General features: G+C 72.7%; 25 protein-coding genes. 9 read left to right on the forward strand and 16 right to left on the reverse strand.

The genetic code is table 11. The annotated features are described in order from the left end of the window. The 5 genes from C4U44_RS32270 to C4U44_RS32290 form a co-directional block, all read right to left on the reverse strand. A partial coding sequence (locus C4U44_RS32270) for an EfeM/EfeO family lipoprotein (protein WP_235032506.1) occupies positions 1 to 1,068 on the reverse strand: 1,068 nt, incomplete at its 3' end. Between the two features lie 564 nt (positions 1,069 to 1,632). Further along, positions 1,633 to 1,959 carry a DUF1048 domain-containing protein gene (locus tag C4U44_RS32275; protein ID WP_103889627.1) on the reverse strand — a complete coding sequence of 109 codons (327 nt, stop codon included), beginning with the start codon at positions 1,957 to 1,959 and terminating at the stop codon, positions 1,633 to 1,635. Position 1,960: 1 nt separating this feature from the next. Continuing rightward, the gene (locus C4U44_RS32280; RefSeq protein WP_103889628.1) at positions 1,961 to 2,317 is read right to left on the reverse strand and encodes a DUF1048 domain-containing protein; all 357 of its coding nucleotides are present in this window, start codon (positions 2,315 to 2,317) and stop codon (positions 1,961 to 1,963) included. Continuing rightward, positions 2,314 to 2,640 (reverse strand): PadR family transcriptional regulator, encoded by a 327-nt coding sequence (locus tag C4U44_RS32285; RefSeq protein ID WP_103889629.1) that lies wholly within the window; start codon positions 2,638 to 2,640, stop codon positions 2,314 to 2,316. The genes C4U44_RS32280 and C4U44_RS32285 overlap by 4 nt, the downstream gene beginning before the upstream one ends. A 135-nt stretch (positions 2,641 to 2,775) precedes the next feature. Then, positions 2,776 to 3,741, reverse strand: coding sequence for a glycoside hydrolase family 3 N-terminal domain-containing protein (locus C4U44_RS32290; protein WP_235032507.1), 966 nt, complete (start codon positions 3,739 to 3,741; stop codon positions 2,776 to 2,778). On the opposite strand from C4U44_RS32290, the gene C4U44_RS32295 reads away from it, so the two are divergent. Continuing rightward, positions 3,713 to 4,042 (forward strand): hypothetical protein, encoded by a 330-nt coding sequence (locus C4U44_RS32295; RefSeq protein ID WP_103889631.1) that lies wholly within the window; start codon positions 3,713 to 3,715, stop codon positions 4,040 to 4,042. The genes C4U44_RS32290 and C4U44_RS32295 overlap by 29 nt on opposite strands. 260 nt (positions 4,043 to 4,302) lie before the next feature. Here the strand turns inward: C4U44_RS32295 and C4U44_RS32300 are convergent, their stop codons facing one another. From C4U44_RS32300 to C4U44_RS32310, 3 genes are all read right to left on the reverse strand, one after another. Then, positions 4,303 to 5,583, reverse strand: a complete 1,281-nt coding sequence (locus C4U44_RS32300; protein ID WP_103889756.1) for an RNA polymerase sigma factor — start codon at positions 5,581 to 5,583, stop codon at positions 4,303 to 4,305. Next, positions 5,580 to 5,909 (reverse strand): YciI family protein, encoded by a 330-nt coding sequence (locus C4U44_RS32305; RefSeq protein ID WP_103889632.1) that lies wholly within the window; start codon positions 5,907 to 5,909, stop codon positions 5,580 to 5,582. The genes C4U44_RS32300 and C4U44_RS32305 overlap by 4 nt, the downstream gene beginning before the upstream one ends. A gap of 179 nt (positions 5,910 to 6,088) precedes the next feature. Further along, on the reverse strand, positions 6,089 to 6,829 hold the full coding sequence (locus C4U44_RS32310; protein ID WP_235032509.1) for a DUF1275 family protein: 741 nt from the start codon (positions 6,827 to 6,829) through the stop codon (positions 6,089 to 6,091). A gap of 163 nt (positions 6,830 to 6,992) precedes the next feature. Here C4U44_RS32310 and C4U44_RS32315 point away from each other — a divergent pair, with 163 nt between their 5' ends. Further along, entirely contained in the window at positions 6,993 to 8,573 is a 1,581-nt protein-coding gene (locus tag C4U44_RS32315; protein WP_103889757.1) for an MFS transporter, read from the forward strand. A gap of 74 nt (positions 8,574 to 8,647) precedes the next feature. On the opposite strand, the gene C4U44_RS32320 is transcribed toward C4U44_RS32315, so the two are convergent. From C4U44_RS32320 to C4U44_RS32330, 3 genes are all read right to left on the reverse strand, one after another. After that, positions 8,648 to 9,085, reverse strand: coding sequence for a carboxymuconolactone decarboxylase family protein (locus tag C4U44_RS32320; protein WP_103889634.1), 438 nt, complete (start codon positions 9,083 to 9,085; stop codon positions 8,648 to 8,650). A gap of 177 nt (positions 9,086 to 9,262) precedes the next feature. Continuing rightward, complete coding sequence (locus C4U44_RS32325) at positions 9,263 to 10,156, reverse strand: SigB/SigF/SigG family RNA polymerase sigma factor (protein WP_103889635.1); 894 nt, start codon at positions 10,154 to 10,156, stop codon at positions 9,263 to 9,265. A gap of 294 nt (positions 10,157 to 10,450) precedes the next feature. Continuing rightward, the gene (locus C4U44_RS32330; RefSeq protein ID WP_103889636.1) at positions 10,451 to 11,008 is read right to left on the reverse strand and encodes a GNAT family N-acetyltransferase; all 558 of its coding nucleotides are present in this window, start codon (positions 11,006 to 11,008) and stop codon (positions 10,451 to 10,453) included. A gap of 419 nt (positions 11,009 to 11,427) precedes the next feature. On the opposite strand from C4U44_RS32330, the gene glgA reads away from it, so the two are divergent. Then, positions 11,428 to 12,600, forward strand: coding sequence for a glycogen synthase (gene glgA, locus C4U44_RS32335; protein ID WP_103889637.1), 1,173 nt, complete (start codon positions 11,428 to 11,430; stop codon positions 12,598 to 12,600). 167 nt (positions 12,601 to 12,767) lie between these two features. Beyond that, positions 12,768 to 13,988 (forward strand): glucose-1-phosphate adenylyltransferase, encoded by a 1,221-nt coding sequence (gene glgC / locus C4U44_RS32340; RefSeq protein WP_103889638.1) that lies wholly within the window; start codon positions 12,768 to 12,770, stop codon positions 13,986 to 13,988. Positions 13,989 to 14,097: 109 nt separating this feature from the next. On the opposite strand, the gene C4U44_RS32345 is transcribed toward glgC, so the two are convergent. Further along, positions 14,098 to 14,940, reverse strand: a complete 843-nt coding sequence (locus C4U44_RS32345; protein ID WP_103889758.1) for an aldo/keto reductase — start codon at positions 14,938 to 14,940, stop codon at positions 14,098 to 14,100. Positions 14,941 to 15,211: 271 nt separating this feature from the next. Between C4U44_RS32345 and C4U44_RS32350 the strand changes: the two genes are divergently transcribed. After that, positions 15,212 to 17,302 carry a SpoIIE family protein phosphatase gene (locus C4U44_RS32350; RefSeq protein WP_160145160.1) on the forward strand — a complete coding sequence of 697 codons (2,091 nt, stop codon included), beginning with the start codon at positions 15,212 to 15,214 and terminating at the stop codon, positions 17,300 to 17,302. A gap of 106 nt (positions 17,303 to 17,408) precedes the next feature. Here C4U44_RS32350 and C4U44_RS32355 read toward each other — a convergent pair whose 3' ends face one another. Continuing rightward, positions 17,409 to 18,020, reverse strand: coding sequence for a LysE/ArgO family amino acid transporter (locus C4U44_RS32355; RefSeq protein ID WP_103889640.1), 612 nt, complete (start codon positions 18,018 to 18,020; stop codon positions 17,409 to 17,411). A 71-nt stretch (positions 18,021 to 18,091) separates the two neighbouring features. On the opposite strand from C4U44_RS32355, the gene C4U44_RS32360 reads away from it, so the two are divergent. After that, a complete protein-coding gene (locus C4U44_RS32360; RefSeq protein ID WP_103889641.1) occupies positions 18,092 to 19,060 on the forward strand; it encodes a LysR family transcriptional regulator ArgP in 969 nt (322 codons plus the stop codon). A 37-nt stretch (positions 19,061 to 19,097) separates the two neighbouring features. On the opposite strand, the gene C4U44_RS32365 is transcribed toward C4U44_RS32360, so the two are convergent. After that, entirely contained in the window at positions 19,098 to 19,418 is a 321-nt protein-coding gene (locus tag C4U44_RS32365; protein ID WP_103889642.1) for a hypothetical protein, read from the reverse strand. A gap of 106 nt (positions 19,419 to 19,524) precedes the next feature. Between C4U44_RS32365 and ykgO the strand changes: the two genes are divergently transcribed. Together ykgO and C4U44_RS32375 are read left to right on the forward strand one after the other, a co-directional pair. Then, positions 19,525 to 19,647 carry a type B 50S ribosomal protein L36 gene (gene ykgO, locus C4U44_RS32370; RefSeq protein WP_103889643.1) on the forward strand — a complete coding sequence of 41 codons (123 nt, stop codon included), beginning with the start codon at positions 19,525 to 19,527 and terminating at the stop codon, positions 19,645 to 19,647. A gap of 425 nt (positions 19,648 to 20,072) precedes the next feature. Further along, a complete protein-coding gene (locus tag C4U44_RS32375; protein WP_103889644.1) occupies positions 20,073 to 20,732 on the forward strand; it encodes a double zinc ribbon domain-containing protein in 660 nt (219 codons plus the stop codon). A gap of 84 nt (positions 20,733 to 20,816) precedes the next feature. Here C4U44_RS32375 and C4U44_RS42900 read toward each other — a convergent pair whose 3' ends face one another. Further along, the gene (locus C4U44_RS42900) at positions 20,817 to 21,590 is read right to left on the reverse strand and encodes a TetR/AcrR family transcriptional regulator (RefSeq protein ID WP_235032512.1); all 774 of its coding nucleotides are present in this window, start codon (positions 21,588 to 21,590) and stop codon (positions 20,817 to 20,819) included. Between the two features lie 77 nt (positions 21,591 to 21,667). Continuing rightward, positions 21,668 to 23,161, reverse strand: a complete 1,494-nt coding sequence (locus C4U44_RS32385) for an MFS transporter (RefSeq protein ID WP_103889645.1) — start codon at positions 23,159 to 23,161, stop codon at positions 21,668 to 21,670. 142 nt (positions 23,162 to 23,303) lie between these two features. Between C4U44_RS32385 and C4U44_RS32390 the strand changes: the two genes are divergently transcribed. After that, positions 23,304 to 24,017: a class I SAM-dependent methyltransferase gene (locus C4U44_RS32390; protein ID WP_103889646.1), complete on the forward strand. Its 714-nt coding sequence runs from the start codon at positions 23,304 to 23,306 to the stop codon at positions 24,015 to 24,017. Positions 24,018 to 24,044: the final 27 nt, after the last annotated feature.

Here is a 24,044-nt window from a genome sequence, read left to right on the forward strand (position 1 = left end):
GTCGTGCCACAGCCCGTATTCGATCCGGTGGAAGCCGGTGAAGCCGGGGTCGGCCGCGGGGTTGGTGCCCAGGGTGGTGGTGCCGTTGATCACGCTGTCGGCGTCGCCGAAGGTGTCGTAGGCCGCGCCCATCCGCTCGTAGACCAGGTGTCCGGTCAGCCAGTCGCGGCGGGCTGCTGCCAGGTTGCCGTGGTCGATGTCGCTGTTCAAGGTGCCGGTGTCGGTGGACAGTTCCGCCATCCGGGCCTGGATCCACTTCTGGTAGTCCAGGGTCGGCGGGATCAGGTCGTGCACGGTCACCGGCAGCGAAGAGGGTCCCTGCGGCACCTTCCCCGGCACCGTCACCGTCGGCCCCGTCACCGCATCGGTGTCCTCCTGGAGGCACTCGAACGCGTAGCGGCCGCTGCCGAGATCGACGGTCATCGAGCGGGTCGCGCCCGGCGCCAGGCCCTCGAGCTCCGCGAACAGCCGCCCGGTCTTGGGGTCCTTGAGGTAGACCTCGGTCGCGTTCGGCCCGGTGTTGTGCAGGTCGAACGCCTGGGTACCGGCGCGCGGTTTCTGCGCGGCGCTCCAGCCCGCACCGCAGGAGCCCGGCGCCACGTCGACCGCGGTGTGCCGCAACCCGTCCGAGGGCGCGGACCTGGCGGCCGGCTGCGTGTCGTGGTGACCGCCGCCGGTGGCCAGCACACCCGCGGTGATCGCCGCCGCGACGGCGACGGCGGCGCCGGCCGCGGTCCAGCCGCGCGCCCCGCGGCGGGGGCGGACGGCGCGGGAGTCCGGGGCGGGCGTGGTGTCGGTGGGGGCGTTCGTGGTGCCGGAGGCTTCCGAGGCGGGTGCGGGGTCCGGGGCGTCCGTGGTGTCGGCGCTCTCCGTGCTCTCCGTGCCCTCCGGGTCCTGCGCGGCCTTCGGATCGCGCTGAGGGACGTCGGGGTCCTCGCCCGCCGCTATGCGGTCGGGTGGTGCGGCGGCCGTGTCATCGGCCGTCGCACCACCCTCCGGCGCGTCGTCGTCGCGGCCGGCCGAGAGGTCGGCCGTGCGTGCGGGCTCGGGTGCGGGTTCGGCGGGCACACCGGACCTCCGGGAATCGGTGCAGCGGTACGTGACGCCGACATGCTAAGCACGCCGCGGGACGCCCACCCACCTGCACAAAGGCCAGGAACCCACAATTCCCCCGTAGTTCACCCGCGCGTCACTGTAAGGGTACCCTAACTAAGCTTTGCGGCCCGGAACCGGCCCAGGGCCGGCCGGGCGCCGACCTGGAATCGACCCGGCCCCGGGCCTGCCGGACGAGGGGACCGGCGGGGACGGTCAGCCGCAGGAGGGCACCGCGCCGAGGTTCTGCACGTAGCGCGCGGCCACGTAGCCGGGGCGGCCGTTGCCGAGCAGGCACCAGAGGTTGTTGCCGTCGACGTTCTGCCCCACGACCTTCCCTGAACCGGCCCAGGGAAACGGCGCGTCCACCCGGATGCTGCGGAATTCGCCCCGCGCGGCTGACGAACGGGCCCGAGCCGTCACGTCGCCGGTGCTGATGTCGTTGGGGGGCGTCGTGGGTCGTTGGGACGCGGTGGCGAACTCCCCGGCCCCTACCGCTCACCCGGCCGCGCGGAGAAGCCGGAATCGATCCGGCGGGTGTCACTTCTCGTGCGCGCCGGATTCTCCGCCGACGGATTCCCGGTAGCCGTCCGCGTAGGTGGGGGAGTCCTTGACGAGGCCGTCGCAGAACGCGGCGACGTCGGCGCCGATGAGTTCCAGGACTCCCTTGCCGGCCGCGACACCCTCCTCGAAGAAATCGACGATCCCGGGGAGCAGGGGCCCGTCGGCCAGACCGACCGGTCCGACCTTGAACAGGTACTTCTGCATCTCCTTGTAGACGATCCGGTAGTCCGGCGGGAGGGCCTTGATCCGCGCCACGTGCGCCCGCCACTGCTTCTTTCCCTCGATGATGTCCTGGATGCCCACGTCAGCCTCCCAGCCGGTTCAGTTTCCTGGCGACGTTCCTGTTCAACTGCTCGCGCCACCGGTCGCGATAGGTTCGGGACCCTTCACCGCCGACCAGCGCCGTGCAGAAGCCCGGGATGTCGTCGCCGAGCACCTCGTGGGCGCTCTGCCCGTCCGCCGCCGCCTCTTCGAGCAGCCCCAGGGCGGCGTCGAGGATGGGCGTCAGGTTGCGGCCGGTGAAGTCCCCGTGCGGGGACAGGTGTTCCTTGATCTGCCCCCACGCCGCCCGGTGGTCGTCCGGCAGGGCCTCGGCCCGGGTCTCGAAGGCTTTCCAGTCCCGGGTGAGATCGCTGCCCGTGACGGTCTCCCAGAAGTTCATCTCCCGCCCTCCTTGAGCCTGTTGATGCGTGTTGAGACGTACTGCCACTTCGCCCAGAACGTCGCGAGTTCCTCGCGGCCGGCGTCGTTGAGCGCGTAGAACTTGCGGGGCGGGCCGACGCCGGAGGGTCGTTTCGTCACCCGGACGAGTCCGTTCCGCTCCAGCCGCAGCAGGATGGTGTACACCGTCCCCTCGATGACGTCGGCGAAGCCGAGCTCGTTCAGCCGACGGGTGATGGCGTACCCGTAGGTCTCCTCGCTGCCGATGATCTCGAGCACGCACCCTTCGAGCGTGCCCTTCAACATCTCCGTCAGGTCGTCCATCGCGGCTGCTCGCTCCTCAGTCCTGCCGGTACTGCGTGGTACCGAGTACCACTATACGGTACCACGTAGTAGAGGAGTCGTGGCGATACGGGGGTGGGGCGGCCGGCCGGCCGCCCCACCCCCGTATCGGTCCCGTCAACTACACGTCAGCACGCCCGCGTTGTGCTTGGCGGTCAGCACCCGGTGGACGCTGGCGGAGACGTCCGATCGGAACGCGCTGCTGGACGACATCCGGCTGAGCACCGCCGACGTCATCGGGCTGATGTCACTGGGCTTCACGGTCAGGACCACGTCGCCGCTCGCAGTGATGAAGTCCACCGCCCGCTGGCCGGGGGTGCGGTCGGCGACCGCGGTGGCGTTGCCGAGGTCGTCGGAGATCACCGCGCCCTTGAAGCCGAGCGTGCCGCGCAGCAGGGTCCGGATCACGGCGGTGGAGAAGGCGGCCTGGTTGCGCGGGTCGATCCGGGTGTAGATCGCCGAGGACACCATCACGAACGGGGTGCCCGCCTGGATGCCGGCCCGGAAGGGCTGGAGGAAGGAGTCGTTCGTCGTGGTCACCGTGTCCTTCACGCCCGCGGTGAAGTCGGTGTTGCCGTTCGCCCGGCCCAGTCCAGGGAAGTGCTTGATCGTCGGCACCACCCCGGACTGCTTCATGCCGCGCAGGAACGCCGTGCTGTGCGAGGCGACCGTCGAGGGGTTGGTGCCGTACTCCCGGTCCAGCTTGCCGATCGGCGCGTTGACCGTGACCTGGTCCGGCGGGACGGTGTCGGCGACCGGCGCGAGGTTCATGTTGACCCCGGCGCCGCGCAACTGCCGTGCCCACGTGGCCGCGTTGGCCTGCAGCACGGACGTGGACCAGGTGCCCTGGGTCACCGCGCTGGGGATCGCGCTGAAGCCGGGCCCGTTCAGCGCCTGGACCTGGCCGCCCTCCTGGTCGGTGGAGATGAACATCCCCAGCGACACCCCGCGCACCGCGGAGGCAAGGGTGCGTACCCGCGCGGTCACTGTCCTGACCGACGCGGCACCCGCCGAGGTGTGGCCCTTGAGGAAGACCGAGCCGACCCGGCCCGCGGTGATCGCCCGGGACTCGCTGGTGGTCATCCCCGTGCTGCTGACCGCGGTCATGAAGAGCTGGCCGACCCGCTGGGAGTTCGACATCGCGTTGTACGCCCGGTCCACGCAGCTCGCCGCCGGCTGCGCGGTGGTCGGTCTCGCCGTCGTCGCCGAGGTGCTGGGCGAGGCGCTCGCCGACGTGCTCGGCGAGGTCGCCGTTGTGCTCGGCGCGGACGAGGTCGTGCTCGGCGCCGTCGTCGCGGGAGTCTCCTTGTGGCCGTTCCCGCAGGCGGCGACGGCCACCAGCAGGCCCGCGGCGAGCGCTCCATGGCGGACGCGGGTGGAGTAGGTCTGCGGAACGGCGGGGGAATGCTGGCGGCGCTTGCGCACTGCGGAACCTCACCTCGGGGGGTCGACCGACGAAACGAGTGATCCTCCACCATGATCCTCCTGTGACGCCAGTTGTCCCCTGTGAGGCCCCTGGCGCAGGGCCAAGCGGGGGAGCGGCGCGCTCCGCCCACTCCCGGCAGCCCTCGACCCGGCCCTCGCCCCGGCGGCCACCGGCGGATGGTCCGGGAACGCCCTCCGGCGGGTCCCGGGGGGACCGCGCTACGGGGCGCGGTCGGCGGCCCGCTCGGCCTCCTCGCGGCGGCGTTCCAGGAAGCGCCGCTCCGCCGCCGTCGGGGCGAGCCGGAGGGCCTCACCGTAGGCGGCGGCGGCCTCCTCGTGCCGGCCGAGCCGGCGCAGCAGGTCCGCCCGGGTGGCGGGCAGGAGGTGGTAGCCGCGCAGCGCGGGTGCGCCGGAGAGCGCCTCGACCAGGGGCAGGCCCACCGCGGGCCCCTCGGCCATGGCGACGGCCACCGCGCGGTTGAGCTCGACCACCGGCCCGGCCGTGAACCGGGCCAACTCCGCGTAGAGCAGCGCGATCTGGCGCCAGTCCGTGGCCTCGGGACCCGGCGCCGACGCGTGGCACGCGGCGATCGCCGCCTGCACCTGGTACGGCCCGGGCCGGTGTGCCGCGAGGGCGGCGTCGAGGACCGCCAGGCCCTCCTCGATCCGCTGCCGGTCCCAGCGGGCGCGGTCCTGCTCCTCCAGCGGGACCAGGTCGCCGCGGGCGTCGGTCCGGGCGGCGGATCGCGCGTCGTGCAGCAGCATCAGCGCCAGCAGCCCGGCCGGCTCCGGGTCGTCCGGCAGCAGGCCGGCCAGCAGCCGGGCCAGCCGGATCGCCTCCGCGGTGACCCGGCGCTGGTCCAGCCCGTCCGCGCCGACCGCGTACCCCGCGTTGAACAGCAGGTACAGCACGGCGAGCACCGCGCGGGTACGCTCCGGCAGCATCGCGCGCGGCGGGACCCGGAACGGGATGCCCGCGTGCCGGATCTTGCCCTTCGCGCGGGTCAGCCGCTGTGCCATCGTCGACTCCGGCACCAGGAAGGCGCGGGCGATCTCCGCCGTGGTCAGGCCGGTCAGCGACCGCAGGGTCAGCGCGACCTGCGCGGCCTCGGGCAGCGCCGGGTGGCAGCAGGTGAAGATCAGCCGCAGCCGGTCGTCGGGCACCGCGTCCGGCTCCTGGCCGGCCAGCACCGCCTCGGCCGGCTCGGTGACGCGGTCGGCGACCGGCTCCAGCCGGGCCGCCTCGCGCAGCTTGCGCGCCTCGTTGGTACGGCGGCGCAGCACGTCCAGCGCCCGATGCCGGGCCGTCGTGGTCAGCCACGCGCCCGGGCGGTCCGGCACGCCGTCGCGCGGCCAGCGCTCCAGGGCGCGTTCGAACGCGTCCTGCGCGCACTCCTCCGCCAGGTCCCAGTCGCCGGTCTGCCCGATGACGGCCGCCACGACCCGGCCCCACTCCTCGGGCCAGGCCGCCGCGACCGCCTCCCGGGCCCGGTCCGTCAGTCCGTCCAGAACGGCCGCACCTCGACCATCCCGTACTTGGCCACCGGGTGTTTCGAGGCGACCTCGACCGCCTCGTCCAGGTCGGCGCACTCGATCACGTCGAAGCCCGCCATCTGCTCCTTGGTCTCGGCGAACGGACCGTCGGTGAGCAGCAGGGCGCCGTCCCGGACCCGTACCGTCGTGGCGTCGGAGGACTCGCGGGTCCGGTTGCCCATCAGGCGGATGCCGCGGCCGTCCATCTCCTCCGCCCACGGGGTGGCGTCCAGTTGCTCCGGGGTGGCGTCGTAGCCCTGGCCGTCGTGGCAGATCAGCAGCAGGTACTTCATGGCACGTCTCCTTCGTGTCGCGCGGGCGGCGCTTCCGCCCGGTCACCCCCACGACGAACGGCGGCGGCCGTTCACGACATCCGCCGCGCGATCGGCCGGAAAAACTTCTGCCGCGTGCGCTCCGCACCGTACCGGGCGGGGCATCGGCCCGTCCCTGGGTGAGCGGTCCGGCCCGGTCCTCACCCGGTCGACGGCACCGCCCACGGCAGGGCCGAGCGGCGGTGCGGCAGCAGACCCGCGCCCACGACCACCAGCAGGCCCGCCACGAGGGGCAGCGGCACCCGCGGATGCCCGTGCACGATCAGCGCGGCGCCCGCCAGTGCCCCCAGGAACATCGCCAGCGCCGACAGCAGCCGGGGCCCCGCCTTGCTGTCGCTGCCGCCTCCGATCCGCGAGTCCGCCGCGAACCCGGTGAGCGTCATGGTCAGCACCGTCGTGGTCATGTCCGGTACGGCCAGATGGCGTACCACCGCGTTCTGCAACCCCATCGCCAGCCCGAGCAGCACGACCAGCACCGCGCGCCGGCCACCGGTCGCGGGCAGGTCGAAGACCTCCGCGAGCGCCAACGTGACCAGGACCAGCACCAGCTGCGCCCCCGTCGCCAGGAGCAGCAGCCGCGCCCGGTGCCTCGACACCAGCCGGCAGAGCCGGCCGCCCCCCACCGCGCCGGTCACGAAGGCGGCCAGTGCCAGCGCCGACGCCAGGATCGAGAAGCCCTTCGCGCCGGCGAGCGAGAACGCCAGGAACACCACGTTGCCCGTCATGTTGGCCACGAAGACCCGGCCCAGCGAGAGGTAGCTGAACGCGTCGACGAGGCCGGTCACGAGGGTCAGTACGAGCAGCAGCCGGGGCAGCGGACCGTGCGGCCCGTCGGGCGGCGGTGCGACGGTCGCGCGGATCTGACGGAGTGTGGTGCGCACGTCGTGAATCCTCCCGGGAGGCGTGGCCGCGGTCCGACGGGACAGACGGATCATGCGGGCAGTCGCCTGCGTCCAGCATGGTCGCCGCCCTGACCCGCCGGAAGCGGCGGTCGCGCGTGTCGCGGCCGCCGATGTGAAACTGACCGGAACGGAGGTGATCTTCATGGCGACGTCCGCCCCGGATCCGGCCCAGGCTCCCGAACCGGACCCGGACCAGGCCCACGCCCCAGCCCCCGCCCAGGCTCCCGACGGCGGGGCGACCATCCGCACCGACGTGCCGGCGAGACTCGACCGGCTGCCATGGTCGCGCTGGCACTGGATGATCGTGATCGGCCTCGGCACCGTATGGATCCTCGACGGCCTGGAAGTCACCATCGTCGGCAACATCGCCGGCCGGCTGTCGGAACCCGGCTCGGGCCTGGCCATCAGCTCGTCGCAGATCACCGGTCTCGCCGCCGCCCTGTACGTGACCGGCGCGTGTGTCGGCGCGCTCTTCTTCGGCTGGCTCACCGACCGGTACGGCCGCAAGAAGCTGTTCATGGTCACGCTGGTCGTGTACCTCAGCGCAACGGCCATGACCGCGCTGTCCTTCGCGCCGTGGTGGTTCTTCCTCTTCCGGTTCCTGACCGGCTTCGGCATCGGCGGCGAGTACGCGGCGATCAACTCCGCGATCGACGAGCTGATCCCGTCGAGGTTCCGCGGCCGGGTCGACCTGACCATCAACGGCAGTTACTGGCTCGGCGCGATCGGCGGCGCGCTGCTGTCCATCGTCGCGCTGAACACGAACATCTTCGCCCAGGACGTGGGCTGGCGGCTCACCTTCGCGCTGGGCGTGGTGCTCGGCCTGGTCATCCTGCTGGTCCGCCGGCACGTGCCGGAGAGCCCGCGCTGGCAGTTCATCCACGGCTACGCGGACGAGGCGAACACGCTCGTCGGCGATGTCGAGCAGCGGATCGAGGCCGAGAAGGGCCGCGAACTGCCGCCCGTCGACCGGGAGATCGCCATCCACCAGCGGGCGAGCATCGGCTTCGGGCTGATCGCCAGGACCGTGTTCGTCAGGTACCCCAAGCGCGCGGTGCTCGGCCTGTCCCTCTTCATCGGGCAGGCGTTCCTCTACAACGCGATCACCTTCGGCTTCGGCGCGATCCTGATCACCTTCTACCACGTGGACTCCGGCCACACCGGGTACTACTTCGCGGTGATCGCGGCCGGCAACCTGGTCGGCGCGGTACTGCTCGGCCCGCTCTTCGACATCCTCGGCCGGCGGATCATGATCACCTCGACCTACCTGCTGTCGGGCGTGCTGCTCTTCCTCACCGCCTGGCTCTTCGACCGCGGCTCGCTGAACGCCACGACGCTCACCGCCTGCTGGTGTGTCGTGCTCTTCTTCGCTTCCGCCGGCGCGAGCAGCGCGTACCTCACCGTCTCCGAGATCTTCCCGATGGAGACCCGTGCGATGGCCATCGCCTTCTTCTACGCGATCGGTACGGCGGCCGGCGGCATCACCGGCCCGCTGGTCTTCTCCGACCTCACCTCCTCGGGGAAGGTCGGTGACACGGTGCTGGCGTTCAGCATCGGCGCCGCCCTGATGTGCGCGGGCGGGCTCGTCGCGGGCTTCCTCGCGGTCGACGCGGCGCAGAAGTCGCTGGAGGACATCGCCGAGCCGCTCTCCTCCGCGGAACCCGCCAAGACGGCTTCCCCCACGGGGAGTTCGGGTCGGCGGCCGTCGCCGGGCCGGGCCTGACCGGTACGGGCCGACGGCCCCCCGACCGCTCGGTCCGGCCGCTGCCCCGTTCGCAGCGGCCGGGCCGGCCGGGACTACGCGCCGCCGACCGGCAGCAGCCCCCGCTCGCCGAACACCTTCTTCGCGACGAACGTGGCGTTGAGCGCCTTGGGCATTCCGCAGTACACCGCGGAGTGCAGCAGGGCCTCGACGATCTCCTCGGGGGTCAGGCCGACGTTGAGCGAGGCGTTGATGTGCACGTCCAGCTGCGGCTCGCAGCCGCCGAGCGCGGTGAGCATGCCGAGGGTGACCAACTGGCGGTCGCGCGGGGCCAGGTCGGGGCGCTGGTAGATCTCGCCGAAGGCCCACGAGACCACCTGGTTGCCGAGTTCGGGGGAGATGTCGGCGAGCGAGTCCACCACCTTGCGGCCGCTCTCGCCGTCGATCCGCGAGAGCACCTCCATCCCGCGCGCGAAGCGCTCCTCGCGGGTCTCCGCCGAGGTGCCGGCTGCGGTCGGGCTGTCGTGGTCCATGGTGCTCCGTTCCTGGTGGGCGTGAGCAGAACGGTAGGACCTGGAGTGCACTCGAAGGCAAGCGGGAACGTACAGCGGCCGCGGCCCGGAGGAGGGGAAGTCCCGGGCCGCTGCCGCCGTGCCGCGTGGGGAGGGGGAGCCACGCGGCCGTTCCGCGGGTGGTTCAGGGGGAGGCGCTCACCGCTCGGTGAGCAGCCCCGCGCGCAGCTTCGCCAGGATGCGGCTGAGCAGCCGCGACACGTGCATCTGCGAGTAGCCCATCGCCTCACCGATCTGGGACTGGGTCATCTCCTCGCCGAAGCGCATCTGGAGGAGCCGGCGGTCGCGCTCGGACAACCGGCCGATCAGCGGGGCCAGGCTGCCGAGGTTCTCCACGAGTTCCAGGGACGGGTCGCACGCGCCCAGGCACTCGGCCAGGGTGCGGCCCTCGCCGTCGGGGCCGACGTCGGCATCCGACCACGGCACGTCCAGGGAGCCCGCGGTGTAGCCGTTGGCGGCGACCAGGCCCTCCAGCACGTCGCTCTCGGCGAGGTCGAGATAGGAGGCCAGTTCGGGCACCGTCGGGTCGCGATCGAGCAGCACCGACAGGTGTTCCTTGGCCTTGCTCAACTCGACCCGCAGCTCCTGGAGCCGGCGCGGCACGTGCACCGCCCACGAGGTGTCGCGGAAGAACCGCTTCATCTCGCCGACGATGTACGGGATCGCGAAGGTGGTGAACTCCGTCTCCCGGGACAGGTCGAACCGGTCGATCGCCTTGATCAGCCCGATCGTGCCGACCTGGACGATCTCCTCGCGGTCGGTGGCCGGCCGGTTGCGGTAGCGGCCGGCGACGAAGTGCACCAGCGCCAGGTTCATCTCGATCAGGGTGTTGCGGGCGTAACTGTGGGCGTGGGTGCCCTCCTCCAGTACCTGGAGGCGGTCGAAGAAGAGCCGCGAGAGCACCCGGGCGTCCTGCGGCGCGACGGACGCCGCGTCGTCGATCCACGGCAGCCCGCCGATGGCCTGGTGTTGCGGCGCGCCGGTCGGCCCGACGGTCGTTGCGGTCCCGTACGTGCTGCTCGACTGCTGCATCTCTGCTGTCACGTCATCGCCTCGCACTCCAAGGACGGTTCGACGCGCTCCTGCCCCCCAACTCCCGGGGTATTCCTCCGTCTTCCGTCTTCGCCGCGCGCAATCCCGCCGTACGGAGATCCGCCGGGCGGAATCCCGGCGGGCAGAAAAACGCCGTACCCCCCGGATCGGGAGGTACGGCAGGTGAGGAGCGGGTCATGCCTTGGGGCCGCGCTCCGGGGCGGGCCGGCCTTGACCGGGTTCGGTGGTGCAGCCACCTTTGCGGCAGTTCACGTCGGGGCAGGACATCTCGGATCACCTCATTTCTGCCAGGTCGTCGGGCACACAGTCCAGGAACAGCTTGTCGACCCGCCGGCCGCGCCACAGCGCGGCGCTGCGCAGCCGTCCGGCGGTGTGGAAGCCGGCCTTGAGGTAGGCGTTGACCGCCGCGGTGTGCGGCGCCAGTACCTCCAGCCACACCGCGCTCAAAGATGCGATGGTGAACGCCCAGTCGAGAGTGAGTGCGGTCGCTTCGGTCGCGTAGCCCCGGCCGCGGTGCTCCGGGGCGATCACGAGGGTGAGTTCGGCGGTGTTCGCCGCCTGGTCGACGTTGAGCGCGGTGGTGCCGACCGGCACCGTGCCCTCGGTGGTGACCACTTCGAAGAGCTGGTAGTGCTTCGAGGTGTGACTGCTCAGGAAGCGGGCCTGGAACACTTCCCAGGACACCGGCCAGCGGGCACCGAAGCCGACGACGGTCGCCGGGTCGGTCTCCCACCGGTGGTAGTCCTGCATCATCTCCTCCCTCGCCAGTGCCAGTGCCAACCGCGCTCCGACGCGCAGCGGCAGAGGTGCGGGGGACTGGGGAATGGTCATCACGTCTCGTCTCCCATACGTGTGCCCGGGGCGGGGGTGGTGCAGCCGTCAATAAAGCGTCATTCCGTTTCGGGTGCGGCGGGACGGGATCCGCGGTATTGGCCCGGGCGCACCGGGGTTGTGCTTGCCTGTGCACACGTCCCATCCGAACCATGAGTGCGCCGGCGCCCCATTGGTCAGTAAACGACCCTTCCGGTGACTGCGAGCGGTCATGACCGGCAAACGGGTGGCAACCAGGGGCAACGGGCGACAACCGTCGGCAACGAGCCGATCGTGGCCGAATACGGTGCAACCGAAACGGGCCTCCGGAGCGTCACCGTCCCTTCCGCGCAGGTCGCGGAACCGGTCCGGGCCGCCGTGATAGCCGCGCCCCGAACCGGGGAAGGCAAGGAGCACGATTGCCAACGGTGGAGGTTCCCATGAAGGTCGCCCTGCTGACCCGGGAGTATCCCCCGGACGTCTACGGCGGTGCTGGCGTGCACGTCGAGTTCCTGGCCCGGGAGCTTCGCGCCCTGCTCGACCTCGAAGTCCACTGCTGGGGCGAGGGCAGCGGCTCCGGCGTCGTACGCCACCGTCCTGCCGCCGCCTTCGACGGCACCAACGACGCGCTGCGCACCTTCGCCGTCGACCTGCAGATGACCGCCGCCCTCCAGGGCCGCGACCTGGTGCACTCCCACACCTGGTACGCCAACCTCGCCGGGCACCTCGGCAAGCTGCTCTACGGCATCCCGCACGTGCTGACCGCGCACTCCCTCGAACCCCTGCGTCCCTGGAAGGCCGAGCAACTCGGCGGCGGCTACGCGCTGTCGAGCTGGGCCGAGCGCACCGCGATGGAGTCCGCCGACGCCGTCGTCGCCGTCTCCGACGGCATGCGCGGCGACATCCTCTCCTGCTACCCGGAGCTCCATCCGGACCGGGTCCACGTGGTGCGCAACGGCATCGACACCACCACCTACCGCGCCGACCCGCGCACCGACGCCCTCTCCCGCGCGGGCATCGACCCGAACCGCCCCTACGTGCTGTTCGTCGGCCGGATCACCCGGCAGAAGGGCGTCCCGCACCTGCTGCGCGCCGCCCGCGCCATCGACCCGTCCGCGCAGCTCGTGCTGTGTGCCGGCGCCCCCGACACCCCGGCACTGGACCGGGAGTTCAGGGCGCTGTTCGACGAGCTCAGCTCGGTGCGGGACGGCGTGCACTGGATACCCGCGATGCTGCCGCGTCCCGCCGTGGTGCAACTGCTCACCCATGCCGCGGTGTTCGTGTGCCCGTCGGTGTACGAGCCGCTGGGCATCGTCAACCTGGAGGCGATGGCGTGCGGCACCGCCGTCGTCGCGTCCGCGGTCGGCGGCATCCCCGAGGTCGTGGACGACGGCGTCACCGGGCTGCTGGTGCCCTACCGGGAAGGCCACGCCGAGGAGTTCGAGGCCGGGCTCGCCCGGGCGCTGGACCGCGTGCTCGCCGATCCCGCCGCGGCGGCGCGGATGGGCGAGGAGGGCCGGCGGCGCGCGGTCAGCGAGTTCGGCTGGGACACCGTCGCCCGCCGCACCGCCGACCTGTACGGGACCGTGCTCACGTCCGGCGCCGCCCCGTAGGACGGCCCCGACACCAGCAGCGGGCCCGGCGCCGTCACGCGCACCGGCGCCGTCATCCCAGCGTGGCAGGAAAGAACCCGCGCGACCTCGCACCGGCCGCGAAGGCAGCGGTGCGTGGGCGCGCGGGCAGGCAGGGAACCGACTCATCACGACACAAGGGGGCCTCGATGCGCGGTGGCGGACCTTCGGTCCTGGGCATAGTGCTGGCCGGCGGCGCGGGGAAGCGGCTGATGCCGCTCACCGCCGACCGGGCGAAACCGGCGGTGACCTTCGGCGGGACCTACCGGCTGGTCGACTTCGTGCTGTCCAGCCTGGTCAACGGCGGGATCCTGCGGATCTGCGTGCTGACCCAGTACAAGTCGCACAGTCTCGACCGGCACGTCACGACGACCTGGAGGATGTCCAGCCTGCTGGGCAACTACGTGACGCCGGTGCCCGCCCAGCAGCGACTCGGGCCGCGCTGGTACCTCGGCAGCGCCGACGCGATCCTTCAGTCGCTCAACCTCATCCACGACGAACAGCCGGACTACGTCGCCGTGTTCGGCGCCGACCACGTCTACCGGATGGACCCGCGGCAGATGCTGGACCAGCACGTCGAGCACGGCGCCGGGGTCACCGTGGCGGGCATCAAGGTGCCCAGGGCCGACGCCTCCGGGTTCGGCGTGATCACCCCCGGCGCCGACGGCATCACGGTGGAGCGCTTCCTGGAGAAGCCGGCCGACCCGCCCGGCCTGCCGGACGACCCGGGGCACGTCTTCGCCTCGATGGGCAACTACATGTTCACCACCAAGGCGTTGCTGGAAGCGCTGCACGAGGACGCCGAGGACCCGCAGTCCGTGCACGACATGGGCGGCAGCATCCTGCCCCGGATCACCGCGCAGGGCGCCGCGCACGTCTACGACTTCGACGCCAACCACGTGCCCGGCGAGACCTCCCGGGTGCACGGCTACTGGCGGGACGTCGGCACCCTGGACGCCTACTACGACGCCCACATGGACCTGGTCTCCGACCGGCCCGCCTTCAGCCTGTACAACCGCGACTGGCCCATCCACACCAACCCCGGCTCGCTGCCGCCCGCGAAGATCGGCAACGGCGGCATCGTGGGGGAGTCGGTGATCAGCCCGGGATGCGTCGTCCGCGGCCAGGTCACCTGCTCGGTGCTGTCGCCCGGTGTGATCGTCGACTCCGGTGCCGTGGTGCAGGGTTCGGTGCTGCACCACGGCGTGCGCGTCGGCCGGGGCGCCATCGTGCGCGGCGCGATCCTCGACAAGAACGTCGACGTGCCGCCGGGTGCCACCGTCGGCGTCAACCCCGAGCGCGACCGCGAGCTCTACACCGTCTCCGAGGCGGGCGTGATCGCCCTCGGCAAGGGCAGCAGGGTCGGCTGAGCGGCGGGCGGCGGCGCCGAAGCGTCGGTTGAGTGGTACGGCGGTACGGCGGTGCTGAACCGCCGTACCGCTCAGCCGCCGAGGTGCCGTGGTCCGGCCGACCCCCGGGTCACGGCACCCAGTTGAACGTGTCCGGGTCCGGGCCGATGCGCTCGCCGCGGTCCAGTGCGGTGATCTGGGCCATGTCGTCGCGGGTCAGCTCGAAGTCGAAGAGCCGGATGTTCTCCTCGACGCGCGAGCGCGTCACCGACTTGGGGAAGACGATGTCGCCGCGCTGGATGTGCCAGCGCAGCGTCACCTGCGCCGGGGTGCGCTCCACCCGCGTGGCGATCGCCTTGATGACCGCGTTGTCGAGCACCTTGCCCTGGGCGATCGGGGACCACGCCTCGGTGGCGATGCCGTGGTCGGCGCCGAACGCGCGCAGCTCGTCCTGGGCGAGGTAGGGGTGCACCTCGATCTGGTTGACCGCGGGCACCACCGAGGTCTCCTGGAAGAGCCGGTCGAGGTGGCCGATCTGGAAGTTGGAGACACCGATCGCCTTGACCCGGCCGGACCGGTAGATCTCCTCCATCGCCCGCCACGTCTCGGTGTAGTCGCCGACCGCCGGCATCGGCCAGTGCACGAGGAAGAGGTCGAGGTACTCCATCGCCAGGTCGCCCAGGCTCCGGGAGAACGCGGCGAGCGCGTCACCGTAGGCGTGGTAGCCGTTGTTGAGCTTGCTGGTGACGAAGACGTCGGACCGGTCGAGGCCCGACGCGCGCAGCGCCCGGCCGACCTCCTTCTCGTTGCCGTACATCTCGGCGGTGTCGATGTGCCGGTAGCCGGTCTCCAGCGCGGCGAGCACCGCCGCCTCGGTGTCCTTCGGATCGATCTGGAAGACCCCGAAGCCGAGCTGCGGGATCGCCACACCGTTGTTGAGCGTGATGTCGGGGATCGTGGGCGCTGAGGTCATGGGCGCGACTTCCTTGCGTGGTCGGCTGTGTGCACTCTGCTCTTCGGTTGCCCCCGTGGGCCGCCGTTCCGCCCGCCGCGGTCGCCGGGCCGGCCCCGCTTCCACCGTAGCCGTCGCGGCGGTCCGCGGCCTTCGGGCGGGGGCGGGAAGGATGCGGGGAGGACGCGGGGAGGACATGGGGAAACGCTCGCCCGAGCGCCCGACCGGTCACCTGTGCGAAAACCGGCTCCTTCGACGCGCCTGGCGGGCCGGGGCGCGCGATGATCGGAGGATGACGCGGACCGGCAGCGACGTGGGTGTGCCCGAGCTCGAACCCGAGGTGTTCGACCGTGCCATCGTGGCCGTCGCCCTGACCGCCGGTGCCGACCACCGGGTGGTCTACATCAACGACGCCTTCCGCGCCCTGTTCGGCCCCCGTGAGCTGGGCGAACGCGCGGTGGACGTGTTCACCGAGCCCAGGGCGGCCCGGTTCGTGAAGATGCTCGACCAGGTCTACGCCGACCGCACCGCCCGGCAGGTCAACGAGCCCCGCACCACCGACGGCACCGCGCCGGGCGCGCCGGGCCGCCGGCACTTCATCTACAGCTGCTCGCCGGTGGTCTCCCGGTTCGGGCCCGGCGTGCTGGCCGTGGCCGTGGACACCACCTCGCAGGTCGAGGCGGTCGAGGCGGCGCAGCTGCTGTCCGAGCAGCGGCACAAGGCACTCCAGCGGTACGAGGCGCTGATGTCCGCGGTCACGCAGATCGTGTGGCTGATGAAGCCCAACGGCGACATCACCGAGCTGGTCGGCGGCTTCGAGAAGTTCACCGGCAGCCCGTGGCGCCCGGTGATCGACGACGAGTGGCTCACGGCCGTCCACCCGCACGACCGGACCCGGCTGGTGCGGACCTGGGAGGACGCGGCGCAGGGGGTTCCCTCCCTGTTCGTGTGCACCTTCCGGTTGCGCAGCGCGTCGGGCGAGTACCGCCACGTGCAGTCCCGCGCCGTGCCCGTGGAGCGCGGCGGGGTACTGGTGGAGTGGATCGGCGCGACCGCCGACATCGAGGACCAGTGGCGCAACCGGTTGCGGGAACGGCTGCTGGCGAGGGTGGCCACCATCACCGCCGCGAACGACGTGCCGGACGCGTTCGCCGCCGTGGCCGCCGCGGTGGTGCCCGACCTCACCGACGCCTGCGCGGTGTTCATGCTGCCCGCCCCGGGCGTCGACGAGAGCCCGACGACAGCCGTCCGGGTCGCCTCCACCGCCCGCGCCGGACTGCCGGACCTGCCGCCGCTGACCAACCTCCCGTACTCCGTGGGGCCGATCGCCGAGCAGGTCATCGAGAGCCGCCGCCCCAAGCTGCTGGTCTTCCCCAGCGGGGAGCCGCCCGACGGCGCCCTCTCCGAGATGTCCCGGACCTGGCTGCGGGCGGCGCGCGCCACCAGCCTGACCATGGTGCCGATCGTCATCGACTCCGCCGTGGTCGCCTTCGCCTGCGCGGCGGGCTGCGCCGACAGCCCGCCCCCCGGCACGGCGGACCTCGCGCTGCTCGTCGAGATCCTGCACGAGGTGCGCGAGCCGCTGCGGCAGGCCGTCGAGCTGCAACGCACCCGGCACACCGCGCTCACCCTGCAGCGCGCCCTGCTCTCGGCGACACCCCGGGTGCCGGGCGCCGAGCTGGCCGCGAACTACCAGCCGGCCAGCACGACCGCCGAGATCGGCGGCGACTGGTACGACGCGCTCCTGCTGCCCGACGGCACCGTCACCCTCACCATCGGCGACATCGCCGGCCACGACCTGGACGCCGCCACGTCGATGAGCCAGCTGCGCAGCATGCTGCGGGTGATCGCCTACGACCGGCCCGACCCGGACAGCCCGGCCGAGTGCCTCGCCCGGCTGGACCGGGTGGTGGAGGGCCTGGACATCGCACCGCTGGTCACGGTGGTGCACGCCAACCTCGTGCCCCGGCCCGGTGGGCGCTGGCGCGTGGCCTGGTCCAACGCGGGCCACCCGCCGCCGCTGCTGCTGCCCGCCGGCGGCGGGCCGCGCTACCTGGAGGGCGCCGGCCCCGACCTGCCGCTGTGCGTGGCCCCCACCATGTCGCGCACCACCTGCCACCACGAACTGGAGAACGGCGACACCCTGCTGCTCTACACCGACGGCCTCATCGAGGTGCCCGGCACCGACCTCGGCGAGGGAATGGCCATGCTCGCCGCGATCGCCGAGCGGGCCCGCCGCGAGCGGCTGTCGCTGGCCGAGATGTGCGCGCGGCTGCTCACCGACGTCGGCAACCGCCGGGACGACGCCGCGGTCATCGGGTTCCGCCCGATCGCGCAGGGCGCCGGCCGTATCCCCGCGCACGGCGATCCCGTCCTCGGCTGACCCGCCTCGGCTGACCCGGCGGAGGGAGGCGCCGTCCGGCGGGCGCGGGGGCACTTCCGCGGGGGTCCGGAACGTCGCGGCGCCGCCGATCACGGCCGGGCGGCCGTCACGCGCGGGCGGCCATCAGCACCCCCAGCAGGACCATCGTCACGGCGATCACCGCGTCGAGCACCTGCCAGGACCCGGGCCGGGCGAACGGCCGGCGCAGCAGCCGCGCGCCGAAGCCGAGCCCGCTGAACCACAGCACGCTGGCGGTCACCGCGCCCGCGCCGAACGGCCACCGGGCGCCGCCGTAGCTGTTGGCGACCGAACCCAGCAGCAGCACCGTGTCCAGGTAGACGTGCGGGTTCAGCCAGGTCAGCGCCAGGCAGGTGAGCACCGCCGCGCGCGCCGAGGCCCCCGCGCCCTCGCCGGCGGTCAGCCGCTGCGGCCGCAGCGCCCGGCGGGCGGCGAGCACGCCGTAGGTCACCAGGAACGCGCCGCCGACCCACCCGGTCACCGTCACCGCGGCCGGCCAGCGGCGGACGACCGTGCCGACGCCGCCGATGCCCGCCGCGATCAGCACCGCGTCCGAAGCGGCGCAGATCCCGACCACCGCGGCCACGTGCTCGCGGCGGATGCCCTGGCGCAGCACGAACGCGTTCTGCGCGCCGATGGCCACGATGAGGGACAGGCCGGTGCCGAGGCCGGCCAGGGCCGCGAGGAGGGCTGGGTGCATGGGTCGAGGCTAGGAGCGGGTGAGAGCTAAGACCAGCTAATGATTCTTAGGTAGCATCAGCATTGCTTCATATGCGCGCCACACTGCACGGACCATTCGGGGAAGGAGCGCGGGCGGTGGTCGGACTTCCGCTGGACCAGGTGCGCACCCTGCTGGCCGCCGTCGACGAGGGCACCTTCGAGGCGGCCGCCGAGACCCTGCACATCACCCCGTCCGCGGTGAGCCAGCGGGTCAAGGCGCTGGAGCAGCGGATCGGCCGGGTGCTGCTGCTGCGGACGAAGCCGGTGCGGCTGACCGCGTCCGGCGAGGTCGTGGTCCGCTTCGGGCGGCAGCTCGCGCGGCTGGAGCAGGACGCGGGAGACGCGCTCGGCCTCGGTGACGAGCTCGGCCCGGCCACGCTGCCGATCGCGGTGAACGCCGACTCGCTGGCGACCTGGTTCGTGCCGGCGCTCGCCGAGGCCGCCGGCGGCCACCGCATCCTCTTCGACCTGCACCGCGACGACGAGGACCACACCGCGGCGCTGCTGCGCCAGGGCCGGGTGATGGCCGCGGTCACCTCCTCGCCGGAGGCCGTGCAGGGCTGCTCGGTACGGGCACTCGGCCGGATGCGCTACCGGGCGAGGGCCACGCCGCGGTACGCCGCCCGCTGGATCGCCGGCCGCCCGCTGCGGGAGGCGCTGCCCGCGGCGCCGGTCGTCGTGTTCGACCGCAAGGACGAACTGCAGGACCGGTTCCTGCGCGACCTCGATCCCGGCCTGGCCCGCTCCGCCGTCCGCGCCCGGCACTACATGCCGTCGTCGGAGGCGTTCCTCGACGCGGTGGCCGCCGGGCTCGGCTGGGGCATGATCCCCGACCTCCAGGCCGCCTCCCACCTGGCCGCCGGCACCCTGGTGGAACTCGCGGCGGACCGGCCGGTGGACGTGCCGCTCTACTGGCAGCAGTGGAAGCTCGACTCCCCGGACCTGGCCGCGGTCGCCGAGGCGGTGTCCCGGGCGGCGGCCGGCCACCTGTCCCCGGTCGCCCCGGGCACCGCGCGCTGAGCGGTGCGGATCGGCACGGCGCGGTCAGGCGTCCGGGTCAGTGGTCCGGGTCGTCGATCGGGCCGGGGCTGGTGAAGTCCGGGCTGGAGAAGCCGGGGCTGGAGAACCCCGCCTCGTCGGGCACCAGGTCGTCCGCGTCCTCGGCCTCGTAGTCGGGGCCCTCGAACGGCGGCACCACGTAGTCGGGCGGGGTGAAGTCGCCGATCCGGTCGCCGCCGGGGCTGGTGAAGTCCGGGCTGGAGAAGTCGGGACTGGAGTAGCCCGGACTGGAGAAGTCCGGCTCGTCGTCGCGCTCCGGGGCGCCGCTCGCATCGGTGCCCCCGCCGCTCCCGGTGCCGTCCTGCGGTGTGTCGCTCATGGCCGTGCCCGTCCCCTCCTGGCCCGCCCGCCCGCGCGGAATGAATGCGCGGTCGCCGCGGTTGACGCTCCTGCACGACAGAGACTACGAGCAGAAAGGCGCCCTTATGAAGGTACGCAACTCGCTTCGCTCCCTGAAGGACCGGCCGGGCGCCCAGATCGTCCGCCGCCGCGGCAAGGTCTTCGTGATCAACCGCAAGGACCCCCGCGGCAAGGCCCGTCAGGGCTGACCCCGGGGCGTCCCGCACGACCGGCGGCCGCCGCACCCGCACCGGGTCCGGCGGCCGCGGCGTGCCCGCCGCCGGTCGCTCCGGGACCGCTTCCCGTTCCGCTTCCGCGTTCCGCCCGTGCCCGCGCGGTGCCGCCGTGATCCCGGCGTTCCCCGTGGCGGGTGGGGGCCGTGCGGCCTGCTGGGACGCCCGATGGCCCCGCTCCGGGCCCCGGCCGCCCGCCGCGGGGACGGCCGTGTCACGAGCCGTCACCGGTGTGCGGACACCGGGCACATATGAGGCCGGGGATGTGGGAAAGTGTTCCCCGCCTGCGGTGCCGAGAGCGGCCCGCAGCAGCCGGAAAGGGCCCACGGGGAGGGCCCGTCCGGCGGGGGACGGCCGGCCGGGCGCGGGCCCGTCCGGTGACTGCTCGGGGAGGGCGACCGGTGACCGCGGAGATCTACTTCAGCAACAACTACCGCGACCTGTGCGAGGAACAGGGCACAGGAGCGGGCTTCCAGTTCGAGTTCTCCTGCAACCGCTGCAACGACACCTGGCGCTCGCCGTTCGAGGCGTACACCGGTGCGCGGATGGCCAGTTGGGTCGGCAAGGGCGTCAACGCGGCCTGGGGGATGCTCGGACGGGCGGGCAGCGGGATGTCGACCGCGGCCGACGGCCTGGCCGGCGCCGGATACGGCCACGCCCGGGACGCGGCGTTCCGGCGCGCCATCGCCACCGCGCAGGGCCACTTCAACCGCTGCCCGCGCTGCACCCACTACGTCTGCAACCGCTGCTGGAACGCGGGCCAGGGCATCTGCCTGACCTGCGCGCCCGACACCGCCGCCGAAGCGGTCGCCGCCCAGCAGCGCGGCCTGAACGACATGGTCGCCGAGCGCGCCTACACCGCCGGGCAGAACTCCGCGCAGCAGTTCGCGGTGAACACCCCGCGCCAGCTGGTCTGCCCGCAGTGCCGGGCGGAGACGCACGGCTCGGCGTTCTGCCCGTCCTGCGGGCATCGGCTGGCGCAGCAGGACACCTGCGGTTCCTGCAACTCCCAGCTCCCGGCGGGCGCGGCCTTCTGCCCGGACTGCGGCACCCGGCGCTGAGCCGGCCGCCGCGGGCCGCCCGGCCGACGACGACCCCGGCCGCCCGTGCCGCGCGGCGAGCGCGCCACGGGCGGCCGGGCGGGGTCAGCCGTTCGCGGTGATACGGCCCAACTCCTCGCGGGTGACCGCGGGATGGGCCCCGGGCGCGCCCGGCACGCGCATCCCGGCCAGGTGGATCTCGGCGTAGCGCTGCCACGCGTCCGGTACCACGGTGCCGCTCGTCTCCACCACGCCGCGCAGCCCCCAGACCAGCGCCATCACGTCGCCGAGCTCGACGTCGGGCCCGATCCGGCCCGACTCCTGTGCCTGGTGCAGCAGTTGCCCGAACAGGTCGCGCAGCTGCTGCACGCAGGTGGCCTTGGTGTGGCCGATCAACTTCTCGGCGTAGCCGCGGTGTTCACTCAGCCAGCGGCCGAAGACCCGTACGAACGCCTCGAATCCGGTGCCGCCGGGGTAGGACAGCGCGGTGCGGGCCTCGCCGACCAGCTCGCCGAGCATCTGCGCGGCGATCTCGTTGAGCAGCGCCTCCTTGTTCGGGAAGCGCCGGTAGAGGGTGCCGATCCCGACTCCGGCGCGGGACGCGATCAGCTCCATGCTGGCGTCGGTGCCGTACTCGGTGAGCACCTCGCGGGCCGCCGCGATCACCAGCCGGTGGTTGCGGGCGGCGTCGCGGCGCATCGGCCGTGCCGCCGGGCCGCCGCGGCCACCGGATCCCGGTGTCGCCGCGCCCGCCGGGTCGTCCGCCGGGTGCCCGCCGCAGTCGTGCGACGGGTCGTACCCGGGATCCCCGACGGACCCCACGGACCCGCCGGGTCCGTGGCCCTGCGAGGAGTCGTGCGCGCGATCGTGCGCTGCCATCGTCCACTTCCGATCGGTTCGGCTCGTCCCGCCGGACCCTCCGGTGAGTGCGGCGCCGGACACACCGGCGCCGGACCTCACTCCGGCTTGTCGGCAATGACCGTACCGCCGGGTACGGCCGTGAGAGGTGCAGGTGCGGTGCCGTTCGCCCCGACCTCGACCTCGTCCGCGGAGCCGGCCACCACGGAACCGCGGCGGGTGACCGGGATCAGCAGCGCGGCTCCCGCGCCCAGCAGCAGGGCGACGCCGAGCATCGCGAAGCCGTGGGTGTAGCCGGCCTCGCGGGGCAGGCCGTCCGCAGCGGGGTTGGAGGTGACGATGCTGGCCATCAGCGCCGCGCCGACCGACCCGCCGATGGTGCGGATGTTGGCGTTCATGCCGCTGGCCACACCGGTCTGCTCGGCCGGCACCGCGGCCACGATCAGGCTCGACATCGCCGCGAAGGCCAGCCCGAAGCCGACGCCCATCACCGCGGTGGCGATGTACAGCTCCCAGGTCGCGCCGTGCGCGAAGGCGAGCAGCGCCATCGACACCGCACTGATCAGCGCGCCGAGCAGCACCACGATCTTGCCGCCGATCCGGGCGGCCAGGCTGTTGGCGCCCAGGCCCACCAGGAACATCGCCACCGCCATCGGCAGCAGGATGAGCCCGGACTGGGTGATCGACGAACCGAAGCCGTAACCGGTGGACTTGGGGGTCTGCACGAACTCGGGCAGGAACGCGAACACCGAGTACATGCCGACGCCGAACAGCAGCGCCACGGTGTTGTTGGTCCACACCGCGGGGCGGCTCATCATCCGCATGTCGATCAGCGGCATCGCCGCCCGGCGCTCGGTCTCGACCCATGCGACCGCGAGGACCACGGCGGCGATGATCAGGCCGATCACCTTGCCCGAGCCCCAGCCCCACACGGAGGCCTGGCTGAGCGCGACCAGCAGGGCGACCAGCCACGCCGACAGCAGCAGCGCGGGCGCCCAGCTGATCCGGCCCGGCGTGCGGCTCCGGGACTGCGGCACGAAGAAGAGCGAGGCCGCGGCCGCGGCGATGGTGAGGATCATCGGCAGCCAGAACAGCCAGTGGTAGTCGAGCGCGTTGACGATCGGACCGGCCAGCACGATGCCGAGGCCGCCGCCGACCGCGACGAGCGAGGCGATCGCGCCGACCGCGCCGCTCATCTTCTCGCGCGGGAACTCGTCGCGGACGATGCCGAAGGCGAGGGGCAGCACGCCGCCCCCGATGCCCTGGATCACCCGGGCGATGATCATCACGGTCACGTTGGTGGCCAGGGCCGCCAGCAGCGACCCCGCGGCCAGCGCGACCAGGGTGGCCACGAAGACCGGCTTCTTGCCGATCATGTCGCCGACCCGGCCCATGATCGGGGTGAATATCGACGCGGACAGCAGGTACGCGGTGAGCACCCAGGTGACGGTGTTCTGCGTGGTGTGCAGGGACTCCTGGATCGTCGGCAGGACCGGGGTCACCAGGGACTGGAGCAGCGCGTAGGCGCTGACACTCGCCGCCAGCACCGCGAACGTCACCTGGTGGTGCGTGCGCCGGGTCTCGGAGGCCATGGAACTCCTTCGTACGGAGAAGTGGGCGCGGAACCGGAACTGGGATTCCGCTAAGGAAAGGATAAGCCAACAGGAATGGTGGTTCCGTTTCGTCGAGGTGAGATCTCGCGCACACCGTGCGGCCGCGGCCTAGGCTGGCCCGGTGTTCTCCTCCCAGGGCCCCACCGCGCGTGAGCTCGCAGTTCAGGCGCTGTCGTCCGTCGAGCGCGGGTACGACCTGCTGGCGCCGACCTTCGACCACACGCCGTTCCGGACGCCGGACCTCTTCCTCGACGCCACCGCGGCCGCCCTGCGGCGGTACGGTCCGTACGGCACCGGGCTCGATGTGTGCTGCGGCACCGGCGCGGGGGTCCGGGTGCTCGACGCGCTGTGCCCGCGCGGGATCACCGGGACCGACTTCAGCGAGGGCATGCTGGAGCTCGCGCGCAAGGAGTACCCGGAGCACGGCTGGGTGCGGGCGGACGCGCGGGCGCTGCCGTTCGAGGCGGAGTTCGATCTCGCGGTCAGCTTCGGGGCGTTCGGCCACTTCCTGCCGGCCGAGCGGCCGGCGCTCTTCGGCGGGGTGCACCGCGCGCTGCGGCCCGGCGGCCTGTTCGCGTTCCCGATCGCGGCGCCGCCCCGGATCGGGACGCCCTGGTACCTGGCGCTGGCCGGGTTCGACGCCGCCATGCGGCTGCGCAACGCGGTGTGGCGGCCGCCGTTCGTGATGTACTACCGCACCTTCCCCCTGGAGCCGGTCCGCGCCGACCTCGTCGCCGCCGGCTTCACGGTGGACACCCTCGCGCTGGAGGAGTTCGGCCGCCGCCGCGACGGCAGCCCCCGCTGCCGCCTGGTGCTCGCACGCCGGCCTCGGTAGCGCCCTGGCGGGGACCGGGGGGTTCCG

The sequence above is a fragment of the Actinacidiphila yanglinensis genome, assembly GCF_900107965.1.
Lineage (GTDB): Bacteria > Actinomycetota > Actinomycetes > Streptomycetales > Streptomycetaceae > Actinacidiphila > Actinacidiphila yanglinensis.